This is a genomic window from Comamonas terrigena NBRC 13299 (assembly GCF_006740045.1).
GTDB lineage: Bacteria > Pseudomonadota > Gammaproteobacteria > Burkholderiales > Burkholderiaceae_C > Comamonas > Comamonas terrigena.
On the sequence record NZ_AP019749.1, the window covers coordinates 4,386,553 to 4,410,221 of the forward strand.

The window sequence follows — 23,669 nt, forward strand, 5'->3', positions numbered from 1 at the left end:
CTCGGTGCACCACTGCCCGCATTGGACTGCGGTCCGTTTTCCGTGCCGATAACCTATTGGTATTAGACGCAGAGGCTTCCCTAGGCAAAATGCAGACAACCAAGGGTAAACACCTAATACACCATGTCACCCCCAGGCCACGCCGGGCTGGGGTCAGGCCTGCCGTTCCGCCCTTCTCGCGCCCACCGGCGCCACTGCACCGCACCACACCGTGAGCTCCTTCAACCTGTTCTCGCCCCGCCGCCACCCGGCCTGGACCCTGCTGATCCTGCTGGGCGGCATGTGCCTGTGCATGACCCTGGCCTACCAGCTGGCCTGGCAGCATGCACTGCGCGGTGAAAGTGAAAACGTGCAGCGCCAGCTGGGCCTGTACGCCCAGGCACTGGCCCAGCGCATCGACCGCTACCGCACCCTGCCCGAAGTGCTCTCGCTGGACCCCGAACTGCGCAGCGCCCTGCACCAGGCGTTGGACCAGCCGCTCAGCCCGTCCCAGGTGGACCATCTGAACCGCAAGCTGGAGCTGGCCAACGGCGTCAGCCAGGCCTCCACGCTGACCCTGATCGATCTGCACGGCAAGGCTCTGGCCGCCAGCAACTGGCGCGATGCGCGCAGCAATGTGGGCGAGGACTACAGCTTCCGGCCCTATGTGCAGCAGGCCCTGGCCCAGGGCAGCGGGCGCTTTTACGGCATCGGCATGACCACCGGCCTGGCCGGCTACTTTCTGTCGCGCGCGATCGAAGACGAGCACGGCCGCATCACCGGCCTGGTGGCCATCAAGATCCTGCTGCACGAGCTGGAGAGCGAATGGCTGCAGGTGCCCGACACGGTGCTGGCATCGGATGCGCACGGCGTGGTCTTTCTGGCCAGCGGCGATGACTGGCGCTACCGCCTGCTGCAGCCGCTGAGCGCGGCCGACGAGGCCGAGCTGGCCGCCACCCGCCAGTACGCCAACCAGCCGCTGCGCCCGCTGCGCTACAAGGTGGAGGAGCAGCTGGACCATGGCGGCACCCTGGCCCGGCTGCAGGAGCCGGCACTGCCCGGCCGCACTCTGTGGCACACCCAGCTTCTGCCCGCCAGCCGCTGGCAGCTGCACCTGCTGCACAACACCGATGCCAGTCGCACCACCAGCCGCTGGGCCGCCGCCGCCGCCGGCGGCGCCTGGCTGGCGCTGTGCCTGCTGTGGCTGTTTGTGCGCCAGCGCCAGCGTATCACCCGCCTGCGCCTGCGCAGCCGCCAGGAGCTGGAAACCGTGCTGCACCAGCATGCCCAGGAACTGCGCACCGCCCAGGACGGCATTCTGCAGGCCGCCCAGCAGGCCGCCCGCACCACCGACACCGGCCTCTCCCCCAGCCTGGAGCACCTGCCCCAGGGCGTGGTCATCATCGATGCCGACCTGAACCTGGTGGCCTGGAACTCCCGCTACGTGGAACTGTTCCGCTATCCGGCCGAGCTGATGCGCGTGGGCCATCCCATCGAAGACCTGCTGCGCCACAACGCCCGACGCGGTCTGCTGGGCAGCGGCCCGATGGAAGGTGCCATCCAGCGCCGCCTGCAGCATCTGCGCAGCGGCAAGCCCCATCTGCACGAAAGCGCCAAGGGCGATGGCACGGTGCTGGAGATTCGCGGCAATCCACTGCCCGGCGGCGGCTTTGTCACCAGCTACGCCGACATCACCAGCTACAAGAACGCGGCGCGCGAACTGCGCTCCCTGGCGGACACGCTGGAAAAACGCATTGCCGAGCGCACCCGCGATCTGGATGCCGCCAAGCAGGAGGCCGAGCGCGCCAACCGCTACAAGACCCGTTTTGTGAATGCCGCCGTGCACGACCTGCTGCAGCCGCTGAATGCCGCGCGCATGTACACCAGCCTGCTGCCCGGCCACCTGCACGACGCAGCCGGCCGCCAGGTGGCGCACAGCATCGACCAGGCCCTGGCCTCGCAGGACGCCATCCTCACCAGCCTGCTGGACATTGCGCGCATGGAGTCCGGCCAGCTGGAAGTCCATGTGCGTGACTTCGCGCTGAACGCCCTGCTGGAAGTGGTGCAGAACAACTTCGGCATGCAGGCCGAAAGCGAAGGCCTGACCCTGCGCTGCCTGCCCACGCACTATGTGGTGCACAGCGACGAGGCGCTGCTGCGCCGCATCCTGCAGAACTTTGTCTCCAACGCCATCCGCTACACGCGCAAGGGCCGCATCGTCGTCGGCTGCCGCCGCGTCGGCCAGCAGCTGCGCATCGAGGTGCACGACCAGGGGCCCGGCATTCCCGAGAGCCTGCAGCAGGAGGTGTTCGAGGAATTCCGCCGCCTGGACGAAGGCCACGCCGACGACCGCGGCACCGGCCTGGGCCTGGCCATCGTCGAGCGCCTGGGCCGCCTGCTGGGCCACGAGATCGGCCTGCGCTCCCAGCTGGGCAAGGGCAGCGTGTTCTGGGTCACCGTGCCGCTAGGGGACGCCACCGCGCTGGCCCCGCAGCCCGTGCCCAGCCATGTGCAGCAACCGGACACCGGCCCGCTGCACGGTGCCTGCGCCTGGTATGTGGAAGACGACCCGTCCACCCGCGCCGCCACCTGCGCCCTGCTGCAACGCTGGGGCTGCCAGCTGCCTTTTGCCGGCGGTGCCCCCGAAGCGCTGGCCGAGGCCGCCCCCGGCAATGCCCCCCAGCTGGTGCTGCTGGACGTGCACCTGGGCGCGTTCTACGGCCCGGATGTCTACACCCAGCTGTGCGAACGCTGGGGCAGTGCGCCCCCCGTTATCCTGCTCACCGCCGAGCGCGACGCCACCTTGCGCCGCCAGGCCGCCGAGCGCGGCTGGGGATTTCTGGCCAAGCCGGTCCGGCCGCCGGCGCTGCGGGCATTGATGAGCCAGACCCTGGTCCGGGGGCGGGAAGGCGGATAAGGCAGGTAAGGCCGCGGAGCGGAACGCACCGCGCATGGGTGCCGAAAAGCTGCAGCGAAGGCGCATCCTAGAATGCCGGACTGGATATCCGTCGTGCGCGCGCCTGTGGCCTCCCCGCTGCGGCGCATAGAAAAACCCCTTATCCGGTTCCGTGTACATGCAACTGCCCATCCACATCGTCGACGCCTTCACCCCCGAGCGTTTCAAGGGCAACCAGGCGGCCGTTGTGCCGCTGGAGGCCTGGCTGCCTGCCGCCACACTGCAGGCCATCGCCACCGAGAACAATCTGTCGGAAACCGCCTTCCTGGTCTGGAGCGCCGAACGCTCCGCCTTTGAGATCCGCTGGTTCTCCCCGCTCAAGGAAATCGACTTCTGCGGCCATGCCACGCTGGCCAGTGCATTCGTGCTGTTCGCGGCCGATGCCGCCCTGCGCAGCATCACGTTCTGGGCGGCGGCCGTCGGCAACGTCACGGCCACACAGGAGGCCGAAGGACGCATCCAGATGACCTTCCCCCGCCGGGATGCCCGGCCCGTGGAGGCCCCGCCGGCCGCGCTGATCGACGGACTCACCCCGCGCCCGCTGGCCTACTTGGTCAATCAGCAGGCCTATGTGGCGGTGTATGCCTCGGAAGCCGATGTGCGCCAGGTGCAGCCGGATCTGGACAAGCTCACCATGCTGGGACCGCTGGATGTGGTGGTCACCGCCCCGGCACCAGCCGGCGCACCCTATGACTTTGTCAGCCGCTATTTCTGGCCGGCCAATGGCGGGGTTGAAGATCCAGTCACCGGCTCCATCCACGCGGCACTGGCCCCCTACTGGGCCGGACAACTGGGCAAAAACAGCCTGGTGGGCCACCAGGTCTCGCTGCGCACGGGCACGCTGTTCTGCGAGGTGGGCGACACCACGGTGCAGGTGTCGGGCCACTGTGCCCGCTATCTGAGCGGCACGATCACGGTCTGACGCGGGCCCATCGGCCGCATGCGGCCGAGGGCGAACCCTGCAGCCGGTCGGTTACCAGCCCCGGCACACAGCGGTTCGCGCACCCGCGCGTGGTACTGCAGTGCTCCAACGCACTCACTCCACTTTCGCTGAAGCTGGGTCCCTCTGCGCCGCAGTCCCTTCCGGCACGCCGGCTGGAGGCAACCCCGCGGGGGCCAGCGCCGGTGCATCCTCCAGCACGATGCGGTTGCGCCCGGCTGCCTTGCCGGCATACATCGCCGCGTCGGCCCGGGAGATGACGGCTTCCGTCGGTTCGCCGAGGCGGTAGGCACTCAGGCCCACAGTGCAGTGCACCTGCAGGTCGGCATGCACCAGCTGGGCCCAGGGCAGCTCGGCAATGTGCTGGCGCACGCGCTCCAGCAGCACCTGGGCCTGGCTGGGCGTGGTGCCGGGCAGCACCAGCAGAAATTCTTCTCCGCCGTAGCGGCCCACGCAGTCGATGGCACGTACCTGGGCGGCCAGCAACTGGCCGAAAGCGCGCAGCACGGTGTCACCACCGTCGTGGCCGTAGCGGTCGTTGATCTGCTTGAAGTGGTCGATGTCCAGCAGCGCCACACACAGCGGCGTGCCCTGGCGTTCCACGGCCTGCTGGGCCTGCTGCAGCCGCTCCATCACGCCGCGGCGGTTGGCCACGCCGGTGAGTTCGTCGCTGCGGGCCAGGCTTTCGATCCGGGCCAGTGCGCCGGCCAGCTGGTCATGGGCACCGCGCAGCCGGTACTGCATGCCGCGAAAATAGGTGACCAGCAGGCTGCAGCGGAACACCCCCCCCACCATCACCGCCACAGCCAGCAGCTGGCCGGCGGGGGTGTCGGTGGTCATGCGCATCTGCGGGCCCAGGACGTAGACGATGGCGGCCACGGCCACCAGGGTGCAGCCCCAGGTCATCCAGAAGCTGGTGCGCCGTCGCGCCAGAAAGCCGTCGGCGCTGAAGGCCAGCAGCATGACCATGGCCTGGAAGGCCACCTGGGGCGCGGCCATCCACAGGCCCAGGGTGCCGCTGATGGCAATCAGCTGGTGCGCCAGAAACATGCCGGGATCGCGCCGGGTCTGGCTCCAGCCACTGGCGTAGGCCCAAGTGATGAAGCCCATGCCGGCCCCAATCCACAGCGCATACCAGCCCAGCGCCTGCCAGGGTGCATAGCCCGCCCAGGCATGGCCGACGAACAGCAGCAGCGCATAGAGATGGCTGAGCACGACGGAGCCATGCAGCTGCCAGGTGCGCCGCCGCCACCGCGCCGCATAGTCGGTGTCGCCCGCCGCTTCGGGCCCCCACAGCAGGCGGCTGTCCGTCGTGTTCGCAGGAGAATCGGGCGGGGTCATAGTCAAAGCACGGGCAGGGCAATGGCGGGGATTAATGTTTCCTATTGTGACATTTTGGGCTGACACCCCTGCTGGCGGTGGGGCCGCCGTCCCTGTGGCAGTGGGCTGTGCGTCTGGCCCCGACCACCAGGCGCTCGGAGCGCACGGGGCGCGCGGAACCGGCCGCGCCGCAGCTTTTACAGCGTGTTCTTGTGGATCTGGCCGCCTTTCATGATCACACGCAGGTGCTGCCCGGGATCGGCCAGAAAGTCTAGGTTCACCGCCGGGTCGCCATCGGCCACCAGCAGGTCGGCCCAGGCGCCTTGGGCAATGCGGCCCAGCATGCCGGGGTAGGGATTGCGTTCACCCGACAGCGCCAGCAGTGCGCCATTGGTCCCCGTGGCCTGGCCCAGCAGGGTCAGCGGATCGTAGAAACGCGTCAGCTTGGCCAGATGCCGGCCCTGGCCAGCCGTGTTCTTGGGGTTGAACAGAATGTTCGTCCCCCAGCCGGTATGCACACTGTACTTCTGCGCCATGGCATAGGCGTTGACCGTGCCTTCGGCCACCTGCTTCTGGCTGGCACGGCGGGCAGGGTCGGGATAGGGGTTGCTGTCCTCGTCCTGCAAAAAGGGCTGCAGGCTCCACCACACGCCTTCGTCGCGCATCATGCGCACGGTGGCCTCGTCGGCCAGCTGCCCGTGCTCGATGCATTTCACCCCGGCGCGGATGGCCCGCTGTATGCCCTTGGAGGTGTACACATGCGCCATCACATAGGTGTTCCAGTCGCTGGCCGCCTCCACGCCGGCGCGCAGCTCGCGCTCCGTGAACTGCGTGCTGTCCAGCGGGTCGTACTGCGAGGCCACCCCGCCGCCGGCCAGCATCTTGATCTGTGTGGCCCCCAGCATCAGCTGCTCGCGCACACGGCGCAGCACCTGCGCTTCGCCGTCGGCGATCATGGCCACGCCGGTGTTCTCCACCAGGCTCATCGGTGCGCCGTCGGCGCGCGGCAGATCACTGCGCAGGCGGAAATCCCCGTGGCCCGACGTTTGCGAAATCATGGCCCCGCTGGGGAAGATGCGCGGCCCAGCCACCAGGCCTTCATCGATGGCGCGCTGGAGCGCGAACGCCGGCCCGCCTGCGTCGCGCACCGAGGTAAAACCACGCAGCAGCGTACGCTGCGCCTCCTGCGCCGCCACCAGGTACAGATAGCCCAGATCGGCTGTCATGGCCACCATCTGCGAGACGCCCGCCAGCATGGTGTGCCAGTGCACATCAATCAGGCCGGGCATGACCAGCTTGCCCTGGCAATCCAGCACCCGTGCACCTTCCACCGTGGCGGCGGCGGGCAGCAGATCGGCGATCCTCTGGCCCTGGACCAGCACCTGCACGCCATGGCGCACCGGCTTGCCCGTGCCATCGAACAGGCGCAGATTCGTCAACAGCAGCGGGCGGTCATCGCTGGCAGCCGCAGCCGTGCCCGGCAGGGCAAACGGTGCCAGCATGGCCGCCATGCCGCCCAGAAAGCGGCGGCGCGACAGATCTTCACTCACCCGGTGGTGCAGACGCTGGCACATGGCACTGCTGCAGGGGCAGGCCAAGGCGCGGATGGGGCCCAGGCGCCAGGGCAAAGAAGAGGCGGAACCGGCGGGAAACGTCATATGCACCATCCTTTGCTGCAGACAGGAAAAATCTGCCCCGCACACGGTGGCGCGGGAGGGAAAACCACAAGCGGGCCACGCCGTGGCCCACCCCCGTTTGGCACCTGGGCGCGTCCACCGCGCCGCCGTGTTCGGCGTTTATTCCAGACCGCTGATCTTCCAGGCGCCGTCGGCCTGCAGGCAGAACCAGACGTTCCAGCTCTCGGTCTGCTGGCGCTGGCTGACCTTGGCCGACAGCAGACGGCACTGGCCGGCCGACTGCGTGGCGACGGTGGCACCCGGCGTCAATTGCACCTTCACGGGCTGCTTGCTGCTGCGGGCGCTGCTGTTCCATTCCTGGGCCACGCCGGCCTGGCCTTCATTCAAGGCCTTGCCGATGAAGGCACGGAAATCCGGCACGTCCCGGGCAGGGATGTGCAGCAGCACCGACTGGTTCAACGGACCCAGCGACAGGGCCTGTGCGCCCAGAGGCATGAACAAAGCGACCGCAGCGCAGGCCGCACCCAGGGAGATGGCTTTTTTCATTTGCAACATCACCACACGATAACGCCGAATGGCGGCCATGGCGCGTTTTGCCCGCACAGGGGCATCCGGACTGTAGCGGATCCCGCACGGACGCAACGCCGGCCCCCGACGGGTGTGGACGCGGAGACCGGACCGGTGGCAGCCGACCTGCCACCACAGCGGCCTCACATATCCTGGTCGTTTTCCAGGCTCTTGACCAGCACCGCGGCCTGGGTGCGTGAATAGCATTCCAGTTTTTTCAGAATGGCCGTCACATGCACTTTGACGGTGTTCTCGGCCAGGCCCAGTTCATGGGCGATCTGCTTGTTCAGCAAGCCGTCGGCCAGGCACAGCAGCACACGGAACTGCTGGGGCGTGAGCTGTGCCAGGCGGGCGGCCAGTGCGGCATCGGCCTCGGAGCGTTCGGCCACCATGGGGGGAAACCAGTTGTCTCCGGCCAGCACCGCGTCCAGTGCCGCACCCATGGTGTCGGCCGGTGTGGATTTGGGGATGAAGCCCGCCGCCCCGAATTGCTGGGCACGGCGGATGACACGGGGGTGGTCATTGGAGGAGATGATGACCACCGGGATCTCCGGGTACTCGCCACGCACATGCAGCAGCACCGAAAAGCCGCGCGCACCGGGCATGGCCAGGTCCAGCAGCACCAGTTCCACCTCGGGGTGGGCCTGCAGCGCGGCGCCCAGGGTGGCGGCACTGGCGGCTTCCACAATGGCGTACTGCGGCAGGCGTTCGCGCAGTACATGCATCACGGCGGCGCGAAACAGCGGGTGGTCGTCGGCGACGAGAAGCGTGGGGGCGGACATGGAGGGCAAGTCTGCCATGCCCAGCGGCAGCGACGACGACGCAGCACAAAAAACCATCCCGGGCAGCGCGCGCCGCACGATCCGCCGCCACCCAGCCCCATCACTGACATTCAGAGTTCTGGAGCAGACCGCATGGTTGTGCCCCTTCGGCCTGCCGCCGAACGGCAGCAGGCAACAAAAATGCCCTGCAGCCGGTGCTGAAGGGCATATTGCTGGGGTGCCGCCAGGGCACCCTGTCCGCCGGGAAGTGACCGCGCGGCGGGCGCGGCAAGCCGCAGGGGCTTACTGGCTGGCGACTTCCAGGTGGGCCTCGCGGGCTTCGTGGATGAAGTTGATCAGAGAGTTGATAGCTTGGCGCATGACAGACCTTCTTTCGTAATGCTACGGAGAGATGCACTTCCACTGAGGGTGGGAATGGCTGCATCTCGACGGCCACTCCTAGGGTCAAACCCGATAAGTGTTAACCCGTAGACCTAAGTATAAACCACAATCCAAATTTGTGCATAGCAGCATCACGCAGCGGCCACCATGCCGTCGGTCCCCGGGGGAGAACCCGCACAACGCCGCCCAGGTGACTGTGTTGCAGCGCCGCGACTGTCCACACTGGCAGGCATCTGTTCAGGAGGACCGCAATGACCCGCAATGTGACCGTCGCCGTGGCACAGACCGCCACCGTGTTGTTCGATACCGCCGCCACCGTGGCCCAGGCCCAGCGCCTGATGCACGAGGCCGCCCGCCAGGGTGCCCGGGTGCTGGTGTTTCCCGAGGCCTATATCGGCGGCTACCCCAAGGGGGCGGACTTCCACATCTTCATCGGCGCCCGCACGCCCGAGGGCCGGGCCGACTACCAGAAGTACTACGAAGCCGCAGTCACGCTGGACGGCCCCGAGCTGGCGGCCCTGGCCCAGACCGCGGGCGAACTGGACCTGACCGTGTGCGTGGGCATCATCGAGCGCGACGGCGGCACGCTGTACTGCACCGCCGCCTACCTGGGCCGCGGCGCGGATGGCCATGGCACGGTGCTGGGCCACCACCGAAAGCTGATGCCCACGGCGCTGGAACGCCTGGTCTGGGGCTATGGCGACGGCTCCACGCTGCAGGCCATCGACACGCCCCACGGCAAGCTGGGTGCGGTGATCTGCTGGGAAAACTACATGCCCGCGCTGCGCATGGCCATGTACCAGCAGCGTGTGGCCCTGTACTGCGCGCCCACCGCGGACGACCGCGACACCTGGGTCAGCAGCATGCAGCACGTCGCCATGGAAGGACGCTGCTTTGTGCTGTCGGCCTGCCAGCACCTGCGCCGCAGCCAGTTCCCCATGGATGCCATGCACAACCGCCTGCCGGCCGCCGACGACACGGTGCTGATGCGCGGCGGCAGCGTGATCATCAGCCCGGCCGGGCGCATCCTGGCCGGACCGGTGTATGGCGAGGACGCCCTGCTGACCGCCGAGATCGATCTGGACGAGATTCCGCGCATGCAGATGGACTTCGACCCGGTGGGCCACTACGCGCGGCCCGATGTCTTCCAGCTGCGCGTGCACACCGCCGCACAGCGCGCCGTGGATCTGCAGCCTGGCCACGGGCAATAAAGCCGCAGTGGCGTGCACCGGAACGGCGCAAGGCCGCATCCAGTGGCACGGGTTCCATGCCCCAGCTGCTAAGCTGCCGGCATCCGGGGCCCATGGTCCCGGTCTTGTTCAACCCTGCCAGGAGCTGCCGCCATGATCGTGACCACCACCCCCAGCATCGAAGGCCAATCCATCACCCGGTATTGCGGGGTGGTGGCCGGCGAAGCCATCCTGGGCGCCAATATGTTCAAGGACATGTTTGCTGGCATCCGAGATCTGGTGGGCGGGCGCAGCGCCACCTATGAACGCGAGCTGCAGAAGGCACGCGAGATTGCGCTGCGCGAACTGCAGGAGCGCGCAGCCGCCCTGGGCGCGAACGCCGTGGTCGGCGTGGACCTGGACTACGAGGTGCTGGGCCAGGGCAACGGCATGCTGATGGTCAGCGCCAGCGGCACGGCCGTGGTGGTGCAGTGACGCGGGTGCGCAAAGTGGTGCGCCCGGCCGGCTGAAAAGGATTTTTCAACCGGCGCGGCACATCCCCTCAAACAGCCATCCACCCCGCGCGCTCCGCTTACGCCTTCCACGCCCCCACATGCGGGGCCGTGGCTTCGTCGATCAGGGACGGGCCGGTGCACTCCATGGCAAACGGCGCCGCACGGAACACATCGCGGCAGGAAAGCTCCACGTCGCGCTGGTCCAGGCGCTCGCCGCGGAACACGCGCAGGCGGCGGTCGTCGATGCCATAGACCACGCGGCGGATATTGGCCCAGAAGATGGCGCCGGCGCACATCACACAGGGCTCGCCGGACGCATAGATGGTGGCCGTCTCCAGCGTGGCGCGGTCGTGGCGCTGGCAGGCGTAGCGGATGGCCTGCACCTCGGCATGGGCCGTGCAATCACCGGTTTCGCCATTGCTGTTCCAGCCCTGGCCCAGCACCGTCCCATCGGCACCGATGATGACCGAACCGAAAGGCCGGTTGCCCCGCTCGCGCGCGGTGCGCGACAGCGCGATGGCCTGGCGCAGATAGCGGCCGTCCCGTTCGTCCACAGCCTGCTCGGCGGCCAGCACCGCCTGTCCGCCTGGCGGGCCTGCAAAAATGTTTTCAACGGCGTTCATGCAGCGCTCCCTTGCTTGACGGCGGTCGGCAGGAAGGCGGTGTTCCACAGTTTCTCGGGCGCCGGCAGCTGGCCCAGCGCAAAGGTCTCGCCCACCTCGGCGATCTGCTGCTTCAGCACCGCAGGCACGATGCGGCCCAGGCCGGCAGCCTGCGTCTCGGCGGTGGCCAGGTAGCCGCGGGTGATGGCCCAGCGCGCGGCTTCCAGATCGGCGCGCAGCAGCGGGTCACGCTGGCGTACGGCATCCAGGCCGGCCTGGGGGTTGGCCAGCATTTCCACCAGGGCACGCTGCGTGGCACGCAAAAAGCCTTTCAGCGCTTCGGGGCGCTCCTGCATCAGCTTGGTGGAAGCCAGCACCGCATTGCCATACAGGTGCACGCCGGCATCGGCATAGGACAGCACGCTCAGCTGGGCCGGCGGCATGCGCTGGAACAGCGAGACCGCGGAATCGTGGAAATAGGTGGCGGCATCTACATCACCGCGCACCACCACGTTGTCGCGGGCGGAGAAATCGGTGGTCACCCACTGGAACAGATCGGCGCCCAGCTTCTGCTGCTTGGCCACCATGGGCCAGCTGCGGCGGGTGGACTCCACTGCCGCCGCCGCTACCTTCTTGCCCTGCAGGCTGGCAAAACTGGTGCCCACACCCCGGTCCTTGCGACCGATGATGACAAACGGCGCGCGGTTGTAGTACTGGTAGACGGCCTGCACCGGCAACGCGGTCTCGGCCTTGGCATGGGCCTCGATCAGTGCACTGATGTCGCCCAGGCCCAAGTCGTAGGCACCGGAAGCCACACGGGTGATGGAAGCCACCGAGCCGGAGCCGGAATCGATCTGCACCTCCAGGCCTTCGGCCGCGTAATAGCCTTTGGCGGCGGCCAGCACAAAGGGCGCGGTCTGGCTGCTGAACTTGAAATCCAGCGTGAGTTTGAGCGGCTGCAGGGCCTTGGCCTGGGCGTGCACGGCCAGCGGCAGAGCGGAAGCAGCGGTCAGCGCACAGGCGCTGGAGAGGAAGTGGCGGCGTTGCATGACAAATCTCCTGGGATCGTGGGTGCCACGCCGCCGCCGGAAAGCAGAAAGCAACCGGGCCCGCGCCCATGCCACAACCTGCTCCCTTGCAACGGTGGTGGCAAGGCAGGTTGAGCAATTTCCGGGCGTTGGCGGCTGGATACAGCCGCCTTGCGCTGAACGCTTCTACTCGTTCGGCGCTGCAAGCATTTGCCGTGCCAGATGTTTGATGCAGCGCAAAAACTTCCGCAACTTTGCGCCGGACCGCCGCCACGGAATCGGGCCGCCATGCCATCGGTGCACGGCACGCCCCGGCACCCGGTCCGGCACGCTGGCACAGCTTGTGCATGCATGTGCAGCGCACGAGTAGAAGCGTTCAGCACCGTCCCCTGTACCACAGGGGGCGGGCAGGAAATTGCTCAGGCCGCACGGTGGCGGGAAGCCCCCGCACCGTGCGCCGCGCCTGAGGGCTGGACGCCACCTGCAAGACCGCTGCACCAGCAGCGTGCACGGCCACCCAGCCTGGGGCATTCACCACACCGTAGCACTCACCTGCTCCCTGTTTTGGAAAGCCAGCCATGCTGAACCCTGTCACCACCACTCCCCCCGCCCCCTCCGACTTCGCGCTGGAAGAACTGCGCAAGGAATCCACCATGGGCACCGAAGGCACGACCGTGGCGCGCGAAGTGCGCGTGATCGATCTGAGCGACTTCGAGGCCCGCCGCGCCGAAATCACCGAGCAGCTGTGGAGCGCTGCGGTGGAAATCGGCTTCTTCCAGGTCAGCCACCACGGCATTGCCCAGGCCGACATCGATGCGGCATTCGCCCGCTCTGCCGCCTTCTTTGCGCAGGCCGAAACCACCAAGGCCCAGTGGCCGCTGGCGCGCAACGCCGGCTGGGAAAGCCGTGCGCAGATCCGCCCCTCCACGGGCAAGGCCGACCTGAAGGAAAGCTACCAGGTCACCCGCCCGCGCATGGCCGGCCTGTGGCCGACCGAGGCCGAACTGCCCGGATTTCAGGCCGACACCCTGGGCTTCGAGGCGCAATGCTGGGCCGTGGGCATGCGCGTGCTGTCCTGCTTTGCCGACAAGCTGGGCATGGAGCGCGACTTTTTCACCCGCGCCCACAACCCGGCCAGCCCGCACTACCAGAGCACGCTGCGCATGCTGCGCTACTTTGCGCCCCAACCCGGCCAGGAACCCGGCGCCTGGCGCGCCGGTGCGCACACCGACTTCGACTGCCTGACCCTGCTTTTCCAGCGCCCCGGCCAAGGGGGGCTGCAGGTGCTGCCCGGCAAGGAAATGGAAGGCCGTGCCTGGACCCCGGTGGAGCCCATGGAAGGCGTGATCACCTGCAATATCGGCGACATGCTGATGCGCTGGAGCGATGACCAGCTGCCCTCCAACTTCCATCGTGTGAAGAACCCCGCTGCGCATGAATACCAGGGCGACCGCTACAGCCTGGCCTTCTTCTGCCAGGCCGACGAGGACGTGCTCATCCACAGCAAGAGCGGCAAATACCCCGATATCACCGCCGCCGAGTACCTGAAGCAGCGCATCAGCGCCAACTTCTCCAACAAGTACTGAGAAAACCCGGCAGCGCCCGTGTCCGCCCCCGGATGCGGGCTCGGCCAGCGCGGCGGGCACCCGGTGGGCCTGGGCACTGGCAGGCGCGGCACGGGCACATGCTTTTCCTACACAGCAGCCTCACAGGCTCCCACGCCACAGCAGGGGATAAACGGCGCATAACTGCAGCACGTCGCTACGGAGCCCTGCCATGCGCCACACCCTCCACGCCCACCGGGCGCATGACCGCCTGCACTTCCGGCTCCATGCGCGCTCCCACCCGCAGGCCTCGGTGCCCCCTTTGCACCTGCGCTACCACAGCCAGTTGCTGGTGGCGGCCGCCGTCATCGCGGCCCTGGCACTGTTCAGCGGCATCTGGCTGCAGCCCGCGCCGCCCGACCCAGCCCAGAGCACCACGAGCACGTCCGCCGTGGAAGCGGACCAGGACCTGGCGCCCGCGGAGTGAGCGGCATCAGCGAATGCACGGCATGCAGGCGCCCACGCTACGGCCATGGCCGCGGCACTGCCGCTGCGTCACGGCGGTGCATGGCAGCGCCCACCCGCTCAGGCCTGGTGCGCCCGGCGTGCGCGCACCGCGGCTGCCAGCTGCTGCAGCACGGGCACGGTCTGCTCCATGCTGATGCAGGCGTCCGTCAGCGACACTCCATAGGCCAGCTCGGCGCCGTCCACGATGTCCTGGCGGCCTTCGTGGATATGGCTTTCGATCATCACGCCGGTGATGCGGGCATCGCCACCCGCCACCTGTTCCGCCACATTGGCGGCCACGTCGATCTGGCGACGGTGCTGCTTGCTGCTGTTGGCATGCGACAGATCGACCATCACCTGCGGGCGCAGGCCGCTCTTTTCCAGCAGCTCGCACGCGGCCTGCACATGGGCCGCGTCGTAATTGGGCGCCTTGCCGCCGCGCAGAATGATGTGGCAATCCTGGTTGCCACGTGTTTCAAAGATGGCGCTCTGGCCCATCTTGGTGATGCCCATGAAGGCATGGCTGGACGCTGCGGCCAGCATGGCGTCGCTGGCCACCTTGACGCCGCCATCTGTGCCGTTCTTGAAACCGACGGGGCAGGACAGGCCGCTGGCCAGCTGGCGGTGGCTCTGGCTTTCGGTCGTGCGGGCACCGATGGCGCCCCAGCTGACGAGATCGCTGATGAACTGGGGCGACAGCAGATCCAGAAACTCCGTGCCCGCCGGCAAGCCCAGCTCCAGCACATCCAGCAGCAGGCGGCGCGCCATCTCCAGCCCTTCGTTCACGGCAAAGCTGCCATCGCGGTGCGGGTCGTTGATATAGCCCTTCCAGCCCACCGTGGTGCGCGGCTTTTCGAAGTACACGCGCATCACGATCAGCAGATCGTCCTGCAGTGCATCGGCGTGCACCTTGAGCTGGCGGGCATAGTCCATGGCCTGGTCGTGGTCGTGGATGGAGCACGGCCCCACCACCACCACCAGGCGGTCATCCTGGCCGTGCAGCACGCGCGAGATGGCGGCGCGGCTGGACTCCACCAGTGCATACGCCTGCTCGGTGATCGGCAGCCACTCTTCCAGCAGCGCCGGCGTCAGCAGCGGACGCACGATCTTGATGCGTGTATCGTCCACACGGGTCTTGTCCAGCGTGGTCAGCTTGGGAGAGGCGGGCACGGCCTTGCGGACCGTTGCAGCAGTGGGAGGCAGGGGCGTCGTGGAGGAAGTCATCCCGCTATTGTCGCGCCATGCGCTTCTCCCTTGGCGATGACCTGGCGTGCGGGCACGGGCAGGCTGGCGGCCCCACTCCCGCTAGACTGCGCTCCGACTCTGGCCGCACTGCCCCCCGCTTGCCCCGTTGAACACCACCCCATGGAACTGCAGTTCACCATCACCCCTGCCCACACCGCCATCCGCCTGGAGGCCGCGCTGCAGCGCGAGATCGCGCGGTTGCACGGGCAGCAACGCCGCGCCGTCGCCCACGTGGCGCACTGGCAGAGCCGCTGGCTCAGCCCCTTGCTCTACTGGCTGTGCCTGGGCGCAGGCCTGCTGGCGGAGTCGTACATCGCCATGCTGGTGTGGGTGCTGCTGTTCACCCTGCTGTGGCGGCGCTACGCCCCGCGCCTGCTGGGCGGCGTGAGCGCCCGCCAGACCGGCCGCCAGCCGCCCCTGCAAGGCCTGCACCAGCGGCTGACACGCAGCATGCTGCAGACCGCACTGCAGCGCGAGGAAGGCCGCTGGCGCCTGCTGCTGGATGCACAGGGCTTCACCCTGGTGCACGCCGGACGCCACCCTCCCCGGCAGGCCCGTACCGCATGGGCGGACATCGTGCACCTGCAGGCCACACCCGACTTCTATTGCCTGGCCACGGCCGCGCTGGCGGCCCAGGGCAAGGCCTACCACCTGCCCCGTCACAGCGATGCCATGGACCCCGCCCTCTACCAGCGGCAACTGGCGTTGTGGCTGCAGCGCTGCCTCGTGGCACTGGAAACCCCTGCCATGCCCGAGGCCACTGTGGACTTGGTCCAGAACACCGCCCAGGCAGTCACTCCGCAGACAGCTTCATCAGCACCAGACCGCTGACGATCAGCACGGCGGCCAGCATGCGCAGGGCGCTGAGCTGCTCCCCCAGCACGGTGATGCCCACCACAAAGGCGCCCACGGCACCGATGCCGGTCCAGATGGTGTAGGCCGTGCCCAGCGGCAGCGTGCGCATGGCCACCGACAGCAGACCAAAGCTGGCGATCATTGCCACCAGGGTGATGGCGCTGTATTTGAGGTTGGTGAACCCGTGGGACTGCTTCATGGTGAAGGCCCACACCACTTCCAGAACGCCTGCGATCAACAGATACACCCATGCCATAAACCACTCCTGAAACGGTTGCATGGCCGGGTCGTCCCAGCAAGCGGCGGCTGCCCCGCAGGGGCCAGCGGTGCAGGGCCGTCCCTGCACACCGAAAACATGGTCATCCTAGCCGCAGCAGCGGCCGTGGGCACAGACCGTCCGCATGGCCCGGCCGCGCATGGGTGGTTGGCACGCCACAGTCGTCCGCAAAAAGGTGAGCGGCCGGCGCCCACTGCCCTAGGATGAAAAGGTATTTGCGCACGCCCCAGCCATCCCCACGCCACCCCATGCTGACCACACTGAACCACCTGACCCTGGCCGTGACCGGTCTGCCGCGCAGCCTGGACTTCTACACCCAGGTGCTGGGCTGCCGCCTGCATGCGCGCTGGGATGGGGGGCATATCTGACGCTGGGCAGTCTGTGGATCTGCCTGTCACCGGATGCGAGGCGCGTGTCCGCCAGCACCCCGCCGGACTACACCCACTACGCCTTCAGCCTGTCCCAGGCCGACTTTGCGCCTTTTGTTGCGCACGCCCGTGCCCTGGGCGTGTGCGAATGGAAGACCAACCGCAGCGAAGGCGATTCCTTCTACTTTCTGGACCCCGACGGCCACGCGCTGGAAGCCCATGTGGGCACGCTGGAGAGCCGGCTGGCGCAGTGCCGGCTGCAGCCCTATGCGGGCATGCAGTTCTTTGACTGATCAGGCCGCTGCTGCGGCCGGCTCGGCGGCGTCCAGCACCACCACATTGCCCACCGTCGCACCGTAGTGCGTGGCCACGCGCTTGCGCTGCTTGAGCACGGCGCGGTCCTTGCTGACCAGCACCGCCTGGTGCAGGCTGGCCAGATCCAGGAAATGCTGGTCGTCCGGATCGGTACAGGTGAAGCGGATCTTGGGCGCCTCGGCCACGTATTCGACGGCCGCGTCAAAGTCCGCCATCACACCTTGCGGCGTCTTGCCGTAGTAGCTGACACGCGGCGCGATCTGGCTGTAGTGGAGCACGCGCTCCAGCTCGATGCGCTGGGCCTGGTCGGCAATCCAGCGCACTTCGCCCCGGGCGACCAGTTCCCGGATGGAGGGAATGTGCGGATCGTCAAAGATCAGCATGTCCAGCACCACATTGGTGTCCAGCACCATGGGACGCGGCAGCGGACCGGCATAGCCGTCGTTGCAGGACGGCCAGCGCAACGGAGCGATTTTCATGCCCCGTGCCCTTCGGCCCCAGGGCCTTGCGGAGCGCCGGAGGCACTGTCCTGCTTGCGGGGCTTGGTCGAGCCCTTGACCATATCGAAGCAGAACAGACGGCATTCGATCGGGCCATTCCACATCGGCGTGCGGCGCGATTCCTTGAGGCGCATCTTGCCGGGCAGCTTGAGGTCGGGCGTCAGCATCCACGCGCTCCAGCCGCTGTAGTTCTTCTTCCAGTGGCTGGCCAGCTGGCTGAAGAACTCGCCGCCGTCTTCGGTCTGCGCGGTTTCACGGCCTGCGCGCTCCACCTGCCCCATGCGCTCGGCGGCATTGCGGCCGGCGGAACCGGCCGCGGCGATCCGCTCGCCATAGGGCGGGTTCAGAATCAGCATGCCCGGCTGCTCGCAGGGCGGCATGCGCTGCAGCGCATCACCGCCGCGCAGCTGGATGGTGTCGGCCACCCCGGCGCGTTCGGCATTGCGCTGGGCAAAGTCCACCATCCGGAAGGCGATGTCGGAACCGTAAATGCCCACGGGCGACTCGGGCAGGATGGCGCTTTCCGCCTCATCCAGCATGGCTTCCCAGACATGGCGCTGGAACGGCACCAGCTTCTCGAACGCAAAGCGGCGCAGAATGCCGGCGGGAATCTTGCGCGCAATCTGCGCGGCCTCGATCACCACGGTGCCGCTGCCGCAGCAGGGGTCGTACAGCGGCTGCGGGTTGTCGCCATGCGGGTCCCAGCCGCTGGCGGCCAGCATGGCGGCGGCCAGGGTTTCCTTCAGCGGGGCGTCGCCCTTGTCCTCGCGCCAGCCGCGTTTGAACAGCGCTTCGCCCGAGGTGTCGATATAGATGGTGGCGCCGTCGGTGGTCAGGTGCAGGTGCACGCGCACATCGGGGTGGTGCGTCTCCACGCTGGGGCGCACGCCGTGGCGCTTGGCACGGAAGCGGTCGGCAATGGCGTCCTTCACGCGCAAGGCGGCAAAGTTCAGGCTGGTCAGCGGGCTGTGCTGGGCCGTGACCTCGATCTTGAAGGTCTCCTGGGGCGAAAACCAGATCTCCCAGGCCACCTCGCTGGCCGCGCGGTACAGATCGTTCTCGTTGCGGTACATGCTGTGCGACAGCTCGATCAGCACGCGCTGTGCCAGCCGGCTGTGCAGGTTGAGCAGCAGGGCGTCGCGCCACATGCCGCGCAGCATCACGCCGCCCCGGCCCACCAGCAGGTCTTGCCCGGTGGCGCCGGTGATGGCGTGGACCTCGTCGGCCAAAAAGCCCTCGACGCCGGCGGCGCAGGGCAAAAACAGGTGCAATTGGTTCATAGCAAGCCGCCAAGGATACGCGAGACACCCCGGCCACGGCGCGCGGTGGAGTTTCTGCGTCCCCCCTGTCCGGACCGTCCAGGCTCCCCTGCTGGCCTCCCGGACACTCCGCACCGCCGGGATTTGCGTACGATGCGGGCATGTCTACGCATTTCCTGACCTCTGTCCCGGCACTGGCCCGTGTCCGCCTGCTGCTGGCTGCTTCGGCCCTGGCCCTGCTCAGCGCCTGCCAGTCCGCGCCCACCCAGCCGGCAGCGCCTGCCACCGCCGGCCAGGCCATGCCCGCCGCAGCCACTGCGCCTGCCGTGGCCGAACCCCAGCCGCTGGACGAAACCCCGGAGCCGCCGATTCTGGGCAAGCGCACCGACAGCCATGGCTGCAAGCCTTCCACCGGCCATGCCTGGTGCGAACGCACCAAGAGTTGCGAACGCCCCTGGGAGCTGGCCCTGCAGCGCGGCTTTGAAAACACCCCGGCGGGCTGGCACGCCTACTGCGACGGCAGCACCCGCTGAGCACGGCACGCCTGCAGCCCGGCACGGCGGCTGGCGCGCTCGCCCCGCCGCCTACTGCACATGCAGCGGGCTGGCCACGCCACCGGCCAGGGCTTCGACCTGGGCCCGCTGCGGTATGGAAGGCTGGGCGCCCACCTGGCCCATGCACAGGCTGGCGGCACGTATGCCCCATTGCACGGCATCGCCCAGGGCATGGCCTTCGGCCAGCCGGGTGACCAGCGCCCCCAGAAAGCTGTCGCCCGCCCCCGTGGTGTCCAGCACCGGCAGCGCCAGCGCGGGATGGGTGCTGACACGCCCGCCGCAGACGGCCACCGCCCCCTGAGCACCCAGCGTGACCACCACCTGGGACACGCCCCGTGCCAGCAGGCGCTGGGCGGCGTCGGCTGCCGTGGCCGGGCTGTCCACCACCTGATCGCTGTAGGCGGCGGCTTCGACCTCATTGACCACCAGGGTGTGGACCAGGGGCCACCAGGCTTCAGGCAGCTCGCGCACCGGTGAAGGGTTGAAGACCACGCGGCAGCCGGCGCTGCGTGCTGCCTCCAGCACCTGCTCCAGCACGCTGTCCGAGGTCTCGCGCTGCAGCAGCACGAAATCGGCCTGGGCCAGCACGTTCAGCAGCGCCTCATCCGGCAGCTCCAGCAGCACATTGGCGCCGGGCACCACGCAGATCCGGTTCTGGCCATTGCCCTCCACCAGCACCATGGCCGCACCGGTAGAGACCCCGTCCAGCACCTGCACATGGTCCATGTCCACGCCGGCGTCGTGCAGCGCCAGCCGCAGGCTGTTGCCATGGTGGTCGCGGCCTACGCAGCCAAACAGCGTGACCTGGGCGCCGTGGCGTGCGCAGGCCACGGCCTGGTTGCCGCCTTTGCCGCCAGGCAGGTAGCGCAGGCTGTGGGCCATCACGGTTTCCCCGGCCCGGGGCACGCGTTCCAAGTGCAGCACCGCATCCATGTGCAGGCTTCCCACCACGGCGATGCGGGCCACGCTGTGCGGGTGGTCGGGTTCGGGCTGCGCCGACAGCAGCTTGCGAGGCAGCGCGGAAGAAGAAAGCGGTGCAACCATGGGGGGTCTCCTTTGCTGCCAACGGCCGTGGCATGTGCGGAATGAACCAAGGATGGCTGCACGATACCTCCAACTGCCGGCGCTGCCCAGCCGGTTTGCACGGGTCTGGGGGATTGCGGCAGCGCAGCATGCCACGCAGGGGTTCCGCCACCGCGGGCCGTGGCCTCACCGGGCGCCCCGCCGCCCTCTGCAGCCCCGCTGCGCTTACAGCGTCTTGCGCAGATTGGCCGGCGCGATCTTCAGCGCCTCACGGTACTTGGCCACGGTGCGGCGGGCGCACTCGATGCCCTGCTCCTTGAGCATTTCGGCGATCTGGCTGTCCGACAGCGGCTTCTTGGCGTTCTCGGCCGAGACAAACTGCTTGATCAGCGCCCGCACTGCGGTGCTGGAGGCATTGCCGCCGGTTTCCGTGCCCAGCCCGGAGCCGAAGAAATACTTGAGCTCGAAGGTGCCGTGCGGCGTGGCCATGTACTTGGCGGTGGTCACCCGGCTGATGGTGGATTCGTGCAGGCCCAGTTCGTCGGCGATGTCGCGCAGCACCAGCGGGCGCATGGCCAGCTCGCCGTGCACGAAGAAGTTCTTCTGCCGCTCCACGATGGCGCGCGACACCCGCAAGATGGTGTCGAAACGCTGCTGCACGTTCTTGATGAACCAGCGGGCTTCCTGCAGGCGCTGCTGCAGGCCGGCATGGCCTTCGCTGCCCTTGTGGCCGCGCAGCGCACCGGCATACACATCGTGCACGCGCAGACGCGGCAGCACGTCGGGGTTGAGCTGCACGTTGAACTGGGGTGTGCCTTCGCTGGCGCGGCGGCCGGCGCGGGTGACGATCACGTCCGGCACGATGATGTTGCGCTCCACATTGACAAAGCGCCGGCCGGGCCGGGGCTCCAGCCGGGCGATCAGTGCCATGGCCATGCGGGTGCGCTCTTCGCTGCTGCCGGTGGCCTGCATCAGGCGGCGCACATCGCGCCGGGCCAGCAGGTCCAGCGGCTGGGCGCAGATGGTCAGCGCCGTCTCCACCACACTGGCCTCGGCCTCACCGCGCTGCAGCAGATGGTTCAGCTGCAACTGCAGGCATTCGGCCAGCCCCTGGGCGCCCACGCCCACCGGCTCCAGGCTGTGCAGCAGCCGCAGTGCCACGGTGAAGCGGTGCACCAGCTCGTCGAGCTGCTCTGGATCGTCCGTGCCGGCCAGGCCCTCGGCCAGGGACTGCAGCGACTCTTCGAGGTAGCCGTCGTCATTCAGGTTCTCGATCAGGAAACGCAGCACATAGCGGTCCAGCTCGGACAGGTGCAGCGACAGCGACTGGCGCAGCAGGTGGTCGGTCAGCGATTCATGTGCACGGGCCAGATCCAGGGCGCTGACCTCGTCGCCATCGCCGCCCTGGGCGTTGCGCGCCGGGGCATCGCCGCCCCATTCGCTGTCATCGGGGCGCAGTTCGCTGGTGCCGTCGCCCTCCCAGTCGGGGGCATCGTATTCCGTGCTGCCGGGGCCTTCCGCACTGTCGGCGGGCGCCTCCGCAGCCCCTGCCGTCAGCGCGCCATCGGCGGCATAGTCATCGCCCTGCGCCGGCGTGTCCGACTGGGACAGGCCGAAGTCTTCGCGGGGGGCGTCGTCGCTGTCGACTTCCAGAAACGGGTTGTCGTCGAGCATCTGCTCGACTTCCTGCGCCAGCTCCAGCGTGGACAGCTGCAGCAAGCGGATCGACTGCTGCAATTGCGGCGTCAGCGCCAAATGCTGCGACACCCGCAGTGACAAACCAGGCTTCAACGCGACGCTCCCTCTCTGTGATCTTGTGTGTGTGTCGTGGCGGCGGAAGTGACGGGCTACATCCTGAAATGTTCGCCCAGGTAGACCCGCCGGACGTCGGCGTTCTCCACAATCTCTTCCGGTGTGCCCTGCGCCAGCACATGGCCGTCGCTGATGATGAAGGCGTGGTCGCAGATGCCCAGCGTCTCGCGCACGTTGTGGTCGGTGATCAGCACCCCGATACCGCGCTCCTTGAGGAAGCCGATGATGCGCTGGATCTCGATCACCGCGATGGGGTCGATACCCGCAAACGGCTCGTCCAGCAGGATGAAGCGCGGCTGCGTGGCCAGGGCCCGGGCGATTTCCACGCGGCGGCGCTCGCCACCCGACAGCGCAATCGCCGGCGAGGAGCGCAGGTGGTCCACACGCAGTTCCTTGAGCAGATCGGTCAGGCGCCGCTCCACCTCGGCCTTGGTCAGGGGCTTGCCCTGTTCATCCTGCTGCAGCTCCAGCACGGCGCGCACATTGTCTTCCACGCTGAGCTTGCGGAAGATGGAGGCTTCCTGCGGCAGGTAGGACAGACCCAGGCGCGAACGCTGGTGGATGGGCATGTTCGCCACCGAGTGGCCGTCGATGTAGATATCGCCGGCATCGCTGCGCACCAGGCCCACGATCATGTAGAACGAAGTGGTCTTGCCCGCGCCATTGGGGCCGAGCAAGCCCACCACTTCGCCTTTCTGCACGGCCAGGGACACGTCCTTGACCACCTTGCGGCTGCCATAGGACTTGGCCAGATGGTGCACTTCCAGGCGGCTGCTGGCGCCTGGGGCGGTCGGGGTGTCGGAAGAGCGGGTCACGGGTTGCGCGATTTCATGGTGTCCGAAGGCTTGAGCGGCTGCGCACTCGGCGCCACCGGGGCCTGCGGGGGCTGGGTCTTGGGCGCCAGCACGGCGCGCACGCGGCCACCGGAGCCGGCCGCAGCTTCCTCGCTGCCCGGCGTGGCGCGGCGGTTGCCGTCCACGGTGAACACATCGGTCAGGTTGTTGTAGGTGATGATGTTGCCGGTGATGTCGTCACTCAGCGTGGCGCCGGTGTAGCCGCGCAGCTGGCCCCGCTGGATCAGGCGCACATCGTCCTTCTTGCCGTCGTACTCGATGATTTCGCCTTCGCCTTCCACGTACTCTTCGGGTGCACCGGGCTGGGTGTCGCGCTTCTGGCGGAAGAACGCGCGCTTGCCGGGGGCCGCCCAGACCTTGCCGAACTGGTAACCCTCGGCGTCCTGGCGCACTTCCAGCTTGGCGCCGCGCAGCACGATGGTGCCCTTGGTCAGCACCACATTGCCCGTGAACGTGCTGACCTGCTGCAGCTCGTCATGGTGCAGCGCATCGGCTTCGATGTTCATGGGCTTGTTGCGATCGGCCTTTTCGGCCTGTGCCGTGCCCATGGCAGCTGCCAGGACCGTAAGCGCGAGTATCGGGAGGAGTTTGCGTGTCATGTGAGAAGGCATGAATCTTGCAGCCATTGTAGGGCACTGGTTTTCCCCAGGGCTGCCCTGTGGGCGACTCGCAGGGAAATC

22 protein-coding genes and 1 pseudogene are annotated in these 23,669 nt (G+C 67.9%); 9 read left to right on the forward strand and 14 right to left on the reverse strand.

The window, feature by feature from the left end:
- The first annotated feature begins 280 nt into the window (after positions 1-280).
- On the forward strand, positions 281-2,896 hold the full coding sequence (locus CT3_RS19850) for a hybrid sensor histidine kinase/response regulator (RefSeq protein ID WP_066541581.1): 2,616 nt from the start codon (positions 281-283) through the stop codon (positions 2,894-2,896).
- A 157-nt stretch (positions 2,897-3,053) separates the two neighbouring features.
- Positions 3,054-3,857 carry a PhzF family phenazine biosynthesis protein gene (locus tag CT3_RS19855; protein WP_066541456.1) on the forward strand — a complete coding sequence of 268 codons (804 nt, stop codon included), beginning with the start codon at positions 3,054-3,056 and terminating at the stop codon, positions 3,855-3,857.
- A gap of 114 nt (positions 3,858-3,971) precedes the next feature.
- Here CT3_RS19855 and CT3_RS19860 read toward each other — a convergent pair whose 3' ends face one another.
- The 4 genes from CT3_RS19860 to CT3_RS19875 form a co-directional block, all read right to left on the reverse strand.
- A complete protein-coding gene (locus tag CT3_RS19860) occupies positions 3,972-5,216 on the reverse strand; it encodes a GGDEF domain-containing protein (protein WP_083520631.1) in 1,245 nt (414 codons plus the stop codon).
- Between the two features lie 176 nt (positions 5,217-5,392).
- Entirely contained in the window at positions 5,393-6,853 is a 1,461-nt protein-coding gene (locus CT3_RS19865) for a metal-dependent hydrolase family protein (protein WP_066541582.1), read from the reverse strand.
- A 138-nt stretch (positions 6,854-6,991) separates the two neighbouring features.
- Positions 6,992-7,378 carry a hypothetical protein gene (locus CT3_RS19870; protein ID WP_066541457.1) on the reverse strand — a complete coding sequence of 129 codons (387 nt, stop codon included), beginning with the start codon at positions 7,376-7,378 and terminating at the stop codon, positions 6,992-6,994.
- 164 nt (positions 7,379-7,542) lie between these two features.
- Positions 7,543-8,181, reverse strand: coding sequence for a response regulator (locus tag CT3_RS19875; protein WP_066541458.1), 639 nt, complete (start codon positions 8,179-8,181; stop codon positions 7,543-7,545).
- A gap of 632 nt (positions 8,182-8,813) precedes the next feature.
- On the opposite strand from CT3_RS19875, the gene CT3_RS19880 reads away from it, so the two are divergent.
- Positions 8,814-9,773 carry a carbon-nitrogen hydrolase family protein gene (locus CT3_RS19880; RefSeq protein WP_066541460.1) on the forward strand — a complete coding sequence of 320 codons (960 nt, stop codon included), beginning with the start codon at positions 8,814-8,816 and terminating at the stop codon, positions 9,771-9,773.
- Between the two features lie 132 nt (positions 9,774-9,905).
- A complete protein-coding gene (locus CT3_RS19885; protein ID WP_066541461.1) occupies positions 9,906-10,226 on the forward strand; it encodes a heavy metal-binding domain-containing protein in 321 nt (106 codons plus the stop codon).
- 97 nt (positions 10,227-10,323) lie between these two features.
- Here CT3_RS19885 and CT3_RS19890 read toward each other — a convergent pair whose 3' ends face one another.
- Both CT3_RS19890 and CT3_RS19895 read right to left on the reverse strand, forming a co-directional pair.
- Positions 10,324-10,869 (reverse strand): nucleoside deaminase, encoded by a 546-nt coding sequence (locus tag CT3_RS19890; protein ID WP_083520632.1) that lies wholly within the window; start codon positions 10,867-10,869, stop codon positions 10,324-10,326.
- Positions 10,866-11,897 carry an ABC transporter substrate-binding protein gene (locus CT3_RS19895; RefSeq protein WP_066541462.1) on the reverse strand — a complete coding sequence of 344 codons (1,032 nt, stop codon included), beginning with the start codon at positions 11,895-11,897 and terminating at the stop codon, positions 10,866-10,868. The genes CT3_RS19890 and CT3_RS19895 overlap by 4 nt, the downstream gene beginning before the upstream one ends.
- Positions 11,898-12,454: 557 nt before the next feature.
- Between CT3_RS19895 and CT3_RS19900 the strand changes: the two genes are divergently transcribed.
- A complete protein-coding gene (locus tag CT3_RS19900; protein WP_066541464.1) occupies positions 12,455-13,462 on the forward strand; it encodes an isopenicillin N synthase family dioxygenase in 1,008 nt (335 codons plus the stop codon).
- Between the two features lie 190 nt (positions 13,463-13,652).
- On the forward strand, positions 13,653-13,907 hold the full coding sequence (locus CT3_RS19905; protein WP_066541465.1) for a hypothetical protein: 255 nt from the start codon (positions 13,653-13,655) through the stop codon (positions 13,905-13,907).
- Positions 13,908-14,005: 98 nt separating this feature from the next.
- On the opposite strand, the gene CT3_RS19910 is transcribed toward CT3_RS19905, so the two are convergent.
- Positions 14,006-15,151, reverse strand: coding sequence for a 3-deoxy-7-phosphoheptulonate synthase (locus tag CT3_RS19910; protein ID WP_066541466.1), 1,146 nt, complete (start codon positions 15,149-15,151; stop codon positions 14,006-14,008).
- 141 nt (positions 15,152-15,292) lie between these two features.
- Between CT3_RS19910 and CT3_RS19915 the strand changes: the two genes are divergently transcribed.
- A complete protein-coding gene (locus tag CT3_RS19915) occupies positions 15,293-16,003 on the forward strand; it encodes a hypothetical protein (RefSeq protein WP_066541471.1) in 711 nt (236 codons plus the stop codon).
- Here CT3_RS19915 and CT3_RS19920 read toward each other — a convergent pair.
- On the reverse strand, positions 15,966-16,283 hold the full coding sequence (locus CT3_RS19920) for a DMT family transporter (protein ID WP_066541472.1): 318 nt from the start codon (positions 16,281-16,283) through the stop codon (positions 15,966-15,968). The two genes, CT3_RS19915 and CT3_RS19920, sit on opposite strands and share 38 nt — an antisense overlap.
- Before the next feature lie 269 nt (positions 16,284-16,552).
- Here CT3_RS19920 and fos point away from each other — a divergent pair.
- Positions 16,553-16,965, forward strand: a pseudogene (gene fos / locus CT3_RS19925) (fosfomycin resistance glutathione transferase).
- On the opposite strand, the gene CT3_RS19930 reads toward fos, so the two are convergent.
- Positions 16,966-17,466: a PIN domain-containing protein gene (locus CT3_RS19930; RefSeq protein ID WP_066541473.1), complete on the reverse strand. Its 501-nt coding sequence runs from the start codon at positions 17,464-17,466 to the stop codon at positions 16,966-16,968.
- A complete protein-coding gene (locus CT3_RS19935; RefSeq protein ID WP_066541475.1) occupies positions 17,463-18,767 on the reverse strand; it encodes a THUMP domain-containing class I SAM-dependent RNA methyltransferase in 1,305 nt (434 codons plus the stop codon). The genes CT3_RS19930 and CT3_RS19935 overlap by 4 nt, the downstream gene beginning before the upstream one ends.
- Positions 18,768-18,907: 140 nt before the next feature.
- Between CT3_RS19935 and CT3_RS19940 the strand changes: the two genes are divergently transcribed.
- Positions 18,908-19,279 carry a hypothetical protein gene (locus CT3_RS19940; protein ID WP_083520633.1) on the forward strand — a complete coding sequence of 124 codons (372 nt, stop codon included), beginning with the start codon at positions 18,908-18,910 and terminating at the stop codon, positions 19,277-19,279.
- Between the two features lie 51 nt (positions 19,280-19,330).
- On the opposite strand, the gene CT3_RS19945 is transcribed toward CT3_RS19940, so the two are convergent.
- The 4 genes from CT3_RS19945 to lptA all read right to left on the reverse strand — a co-directional run bounded on the left by CT3_RS19945 (position 19,331) and on the right by lptA (position 23,588).
- Entirely contained in the window at positions 19,331-20,344 is a 1,014-nt protein-coding gene (locus CT3_RS19945) for a ribokinase (protein ID WP_066541476.1), read from the reverse strand.
- A 204-nt stretch (positions 20,345-20,548) separates the two neighbouring features.
- Entirely contained in the window at positions 20,549-22,114 is a 1,566-nt protein-coding gene (locus CT3_RS19950; protein ID WP_066541479.1) for an RNA polymerase factor sigma-54, read from the reverse strand.
- Between the two features lie 56 nt (positions 22,115-22,170).
- Complete coding sequence (gene lptB, locus CT3_RS19955) at positions 22,171-22,950, reverse strand: LPS export ABC transporter ATP-binding protein (protein WP_098065964.1); 780 nt, start codon at positions 22,948-22,950, stop codon at positions 22,171-22,173.
- Positions 22,947-23,588: a lipopolysaccharide transport periplasmic protein LptA gene (gene lptA, locus CT3_RS19960; RefSeq protein WP_066541483.1), complete on the reverse strand. Its 642-nt coding sequence runs from the start codon at positions 23,586-23,588 to the stop codon at positions 22,947-22,949. Before lptA ends, lptB begins: the two co-directional genes overlap by 4 nt.
- Positions 23,589-23,669: the final 81 nt, after the last annotated feature.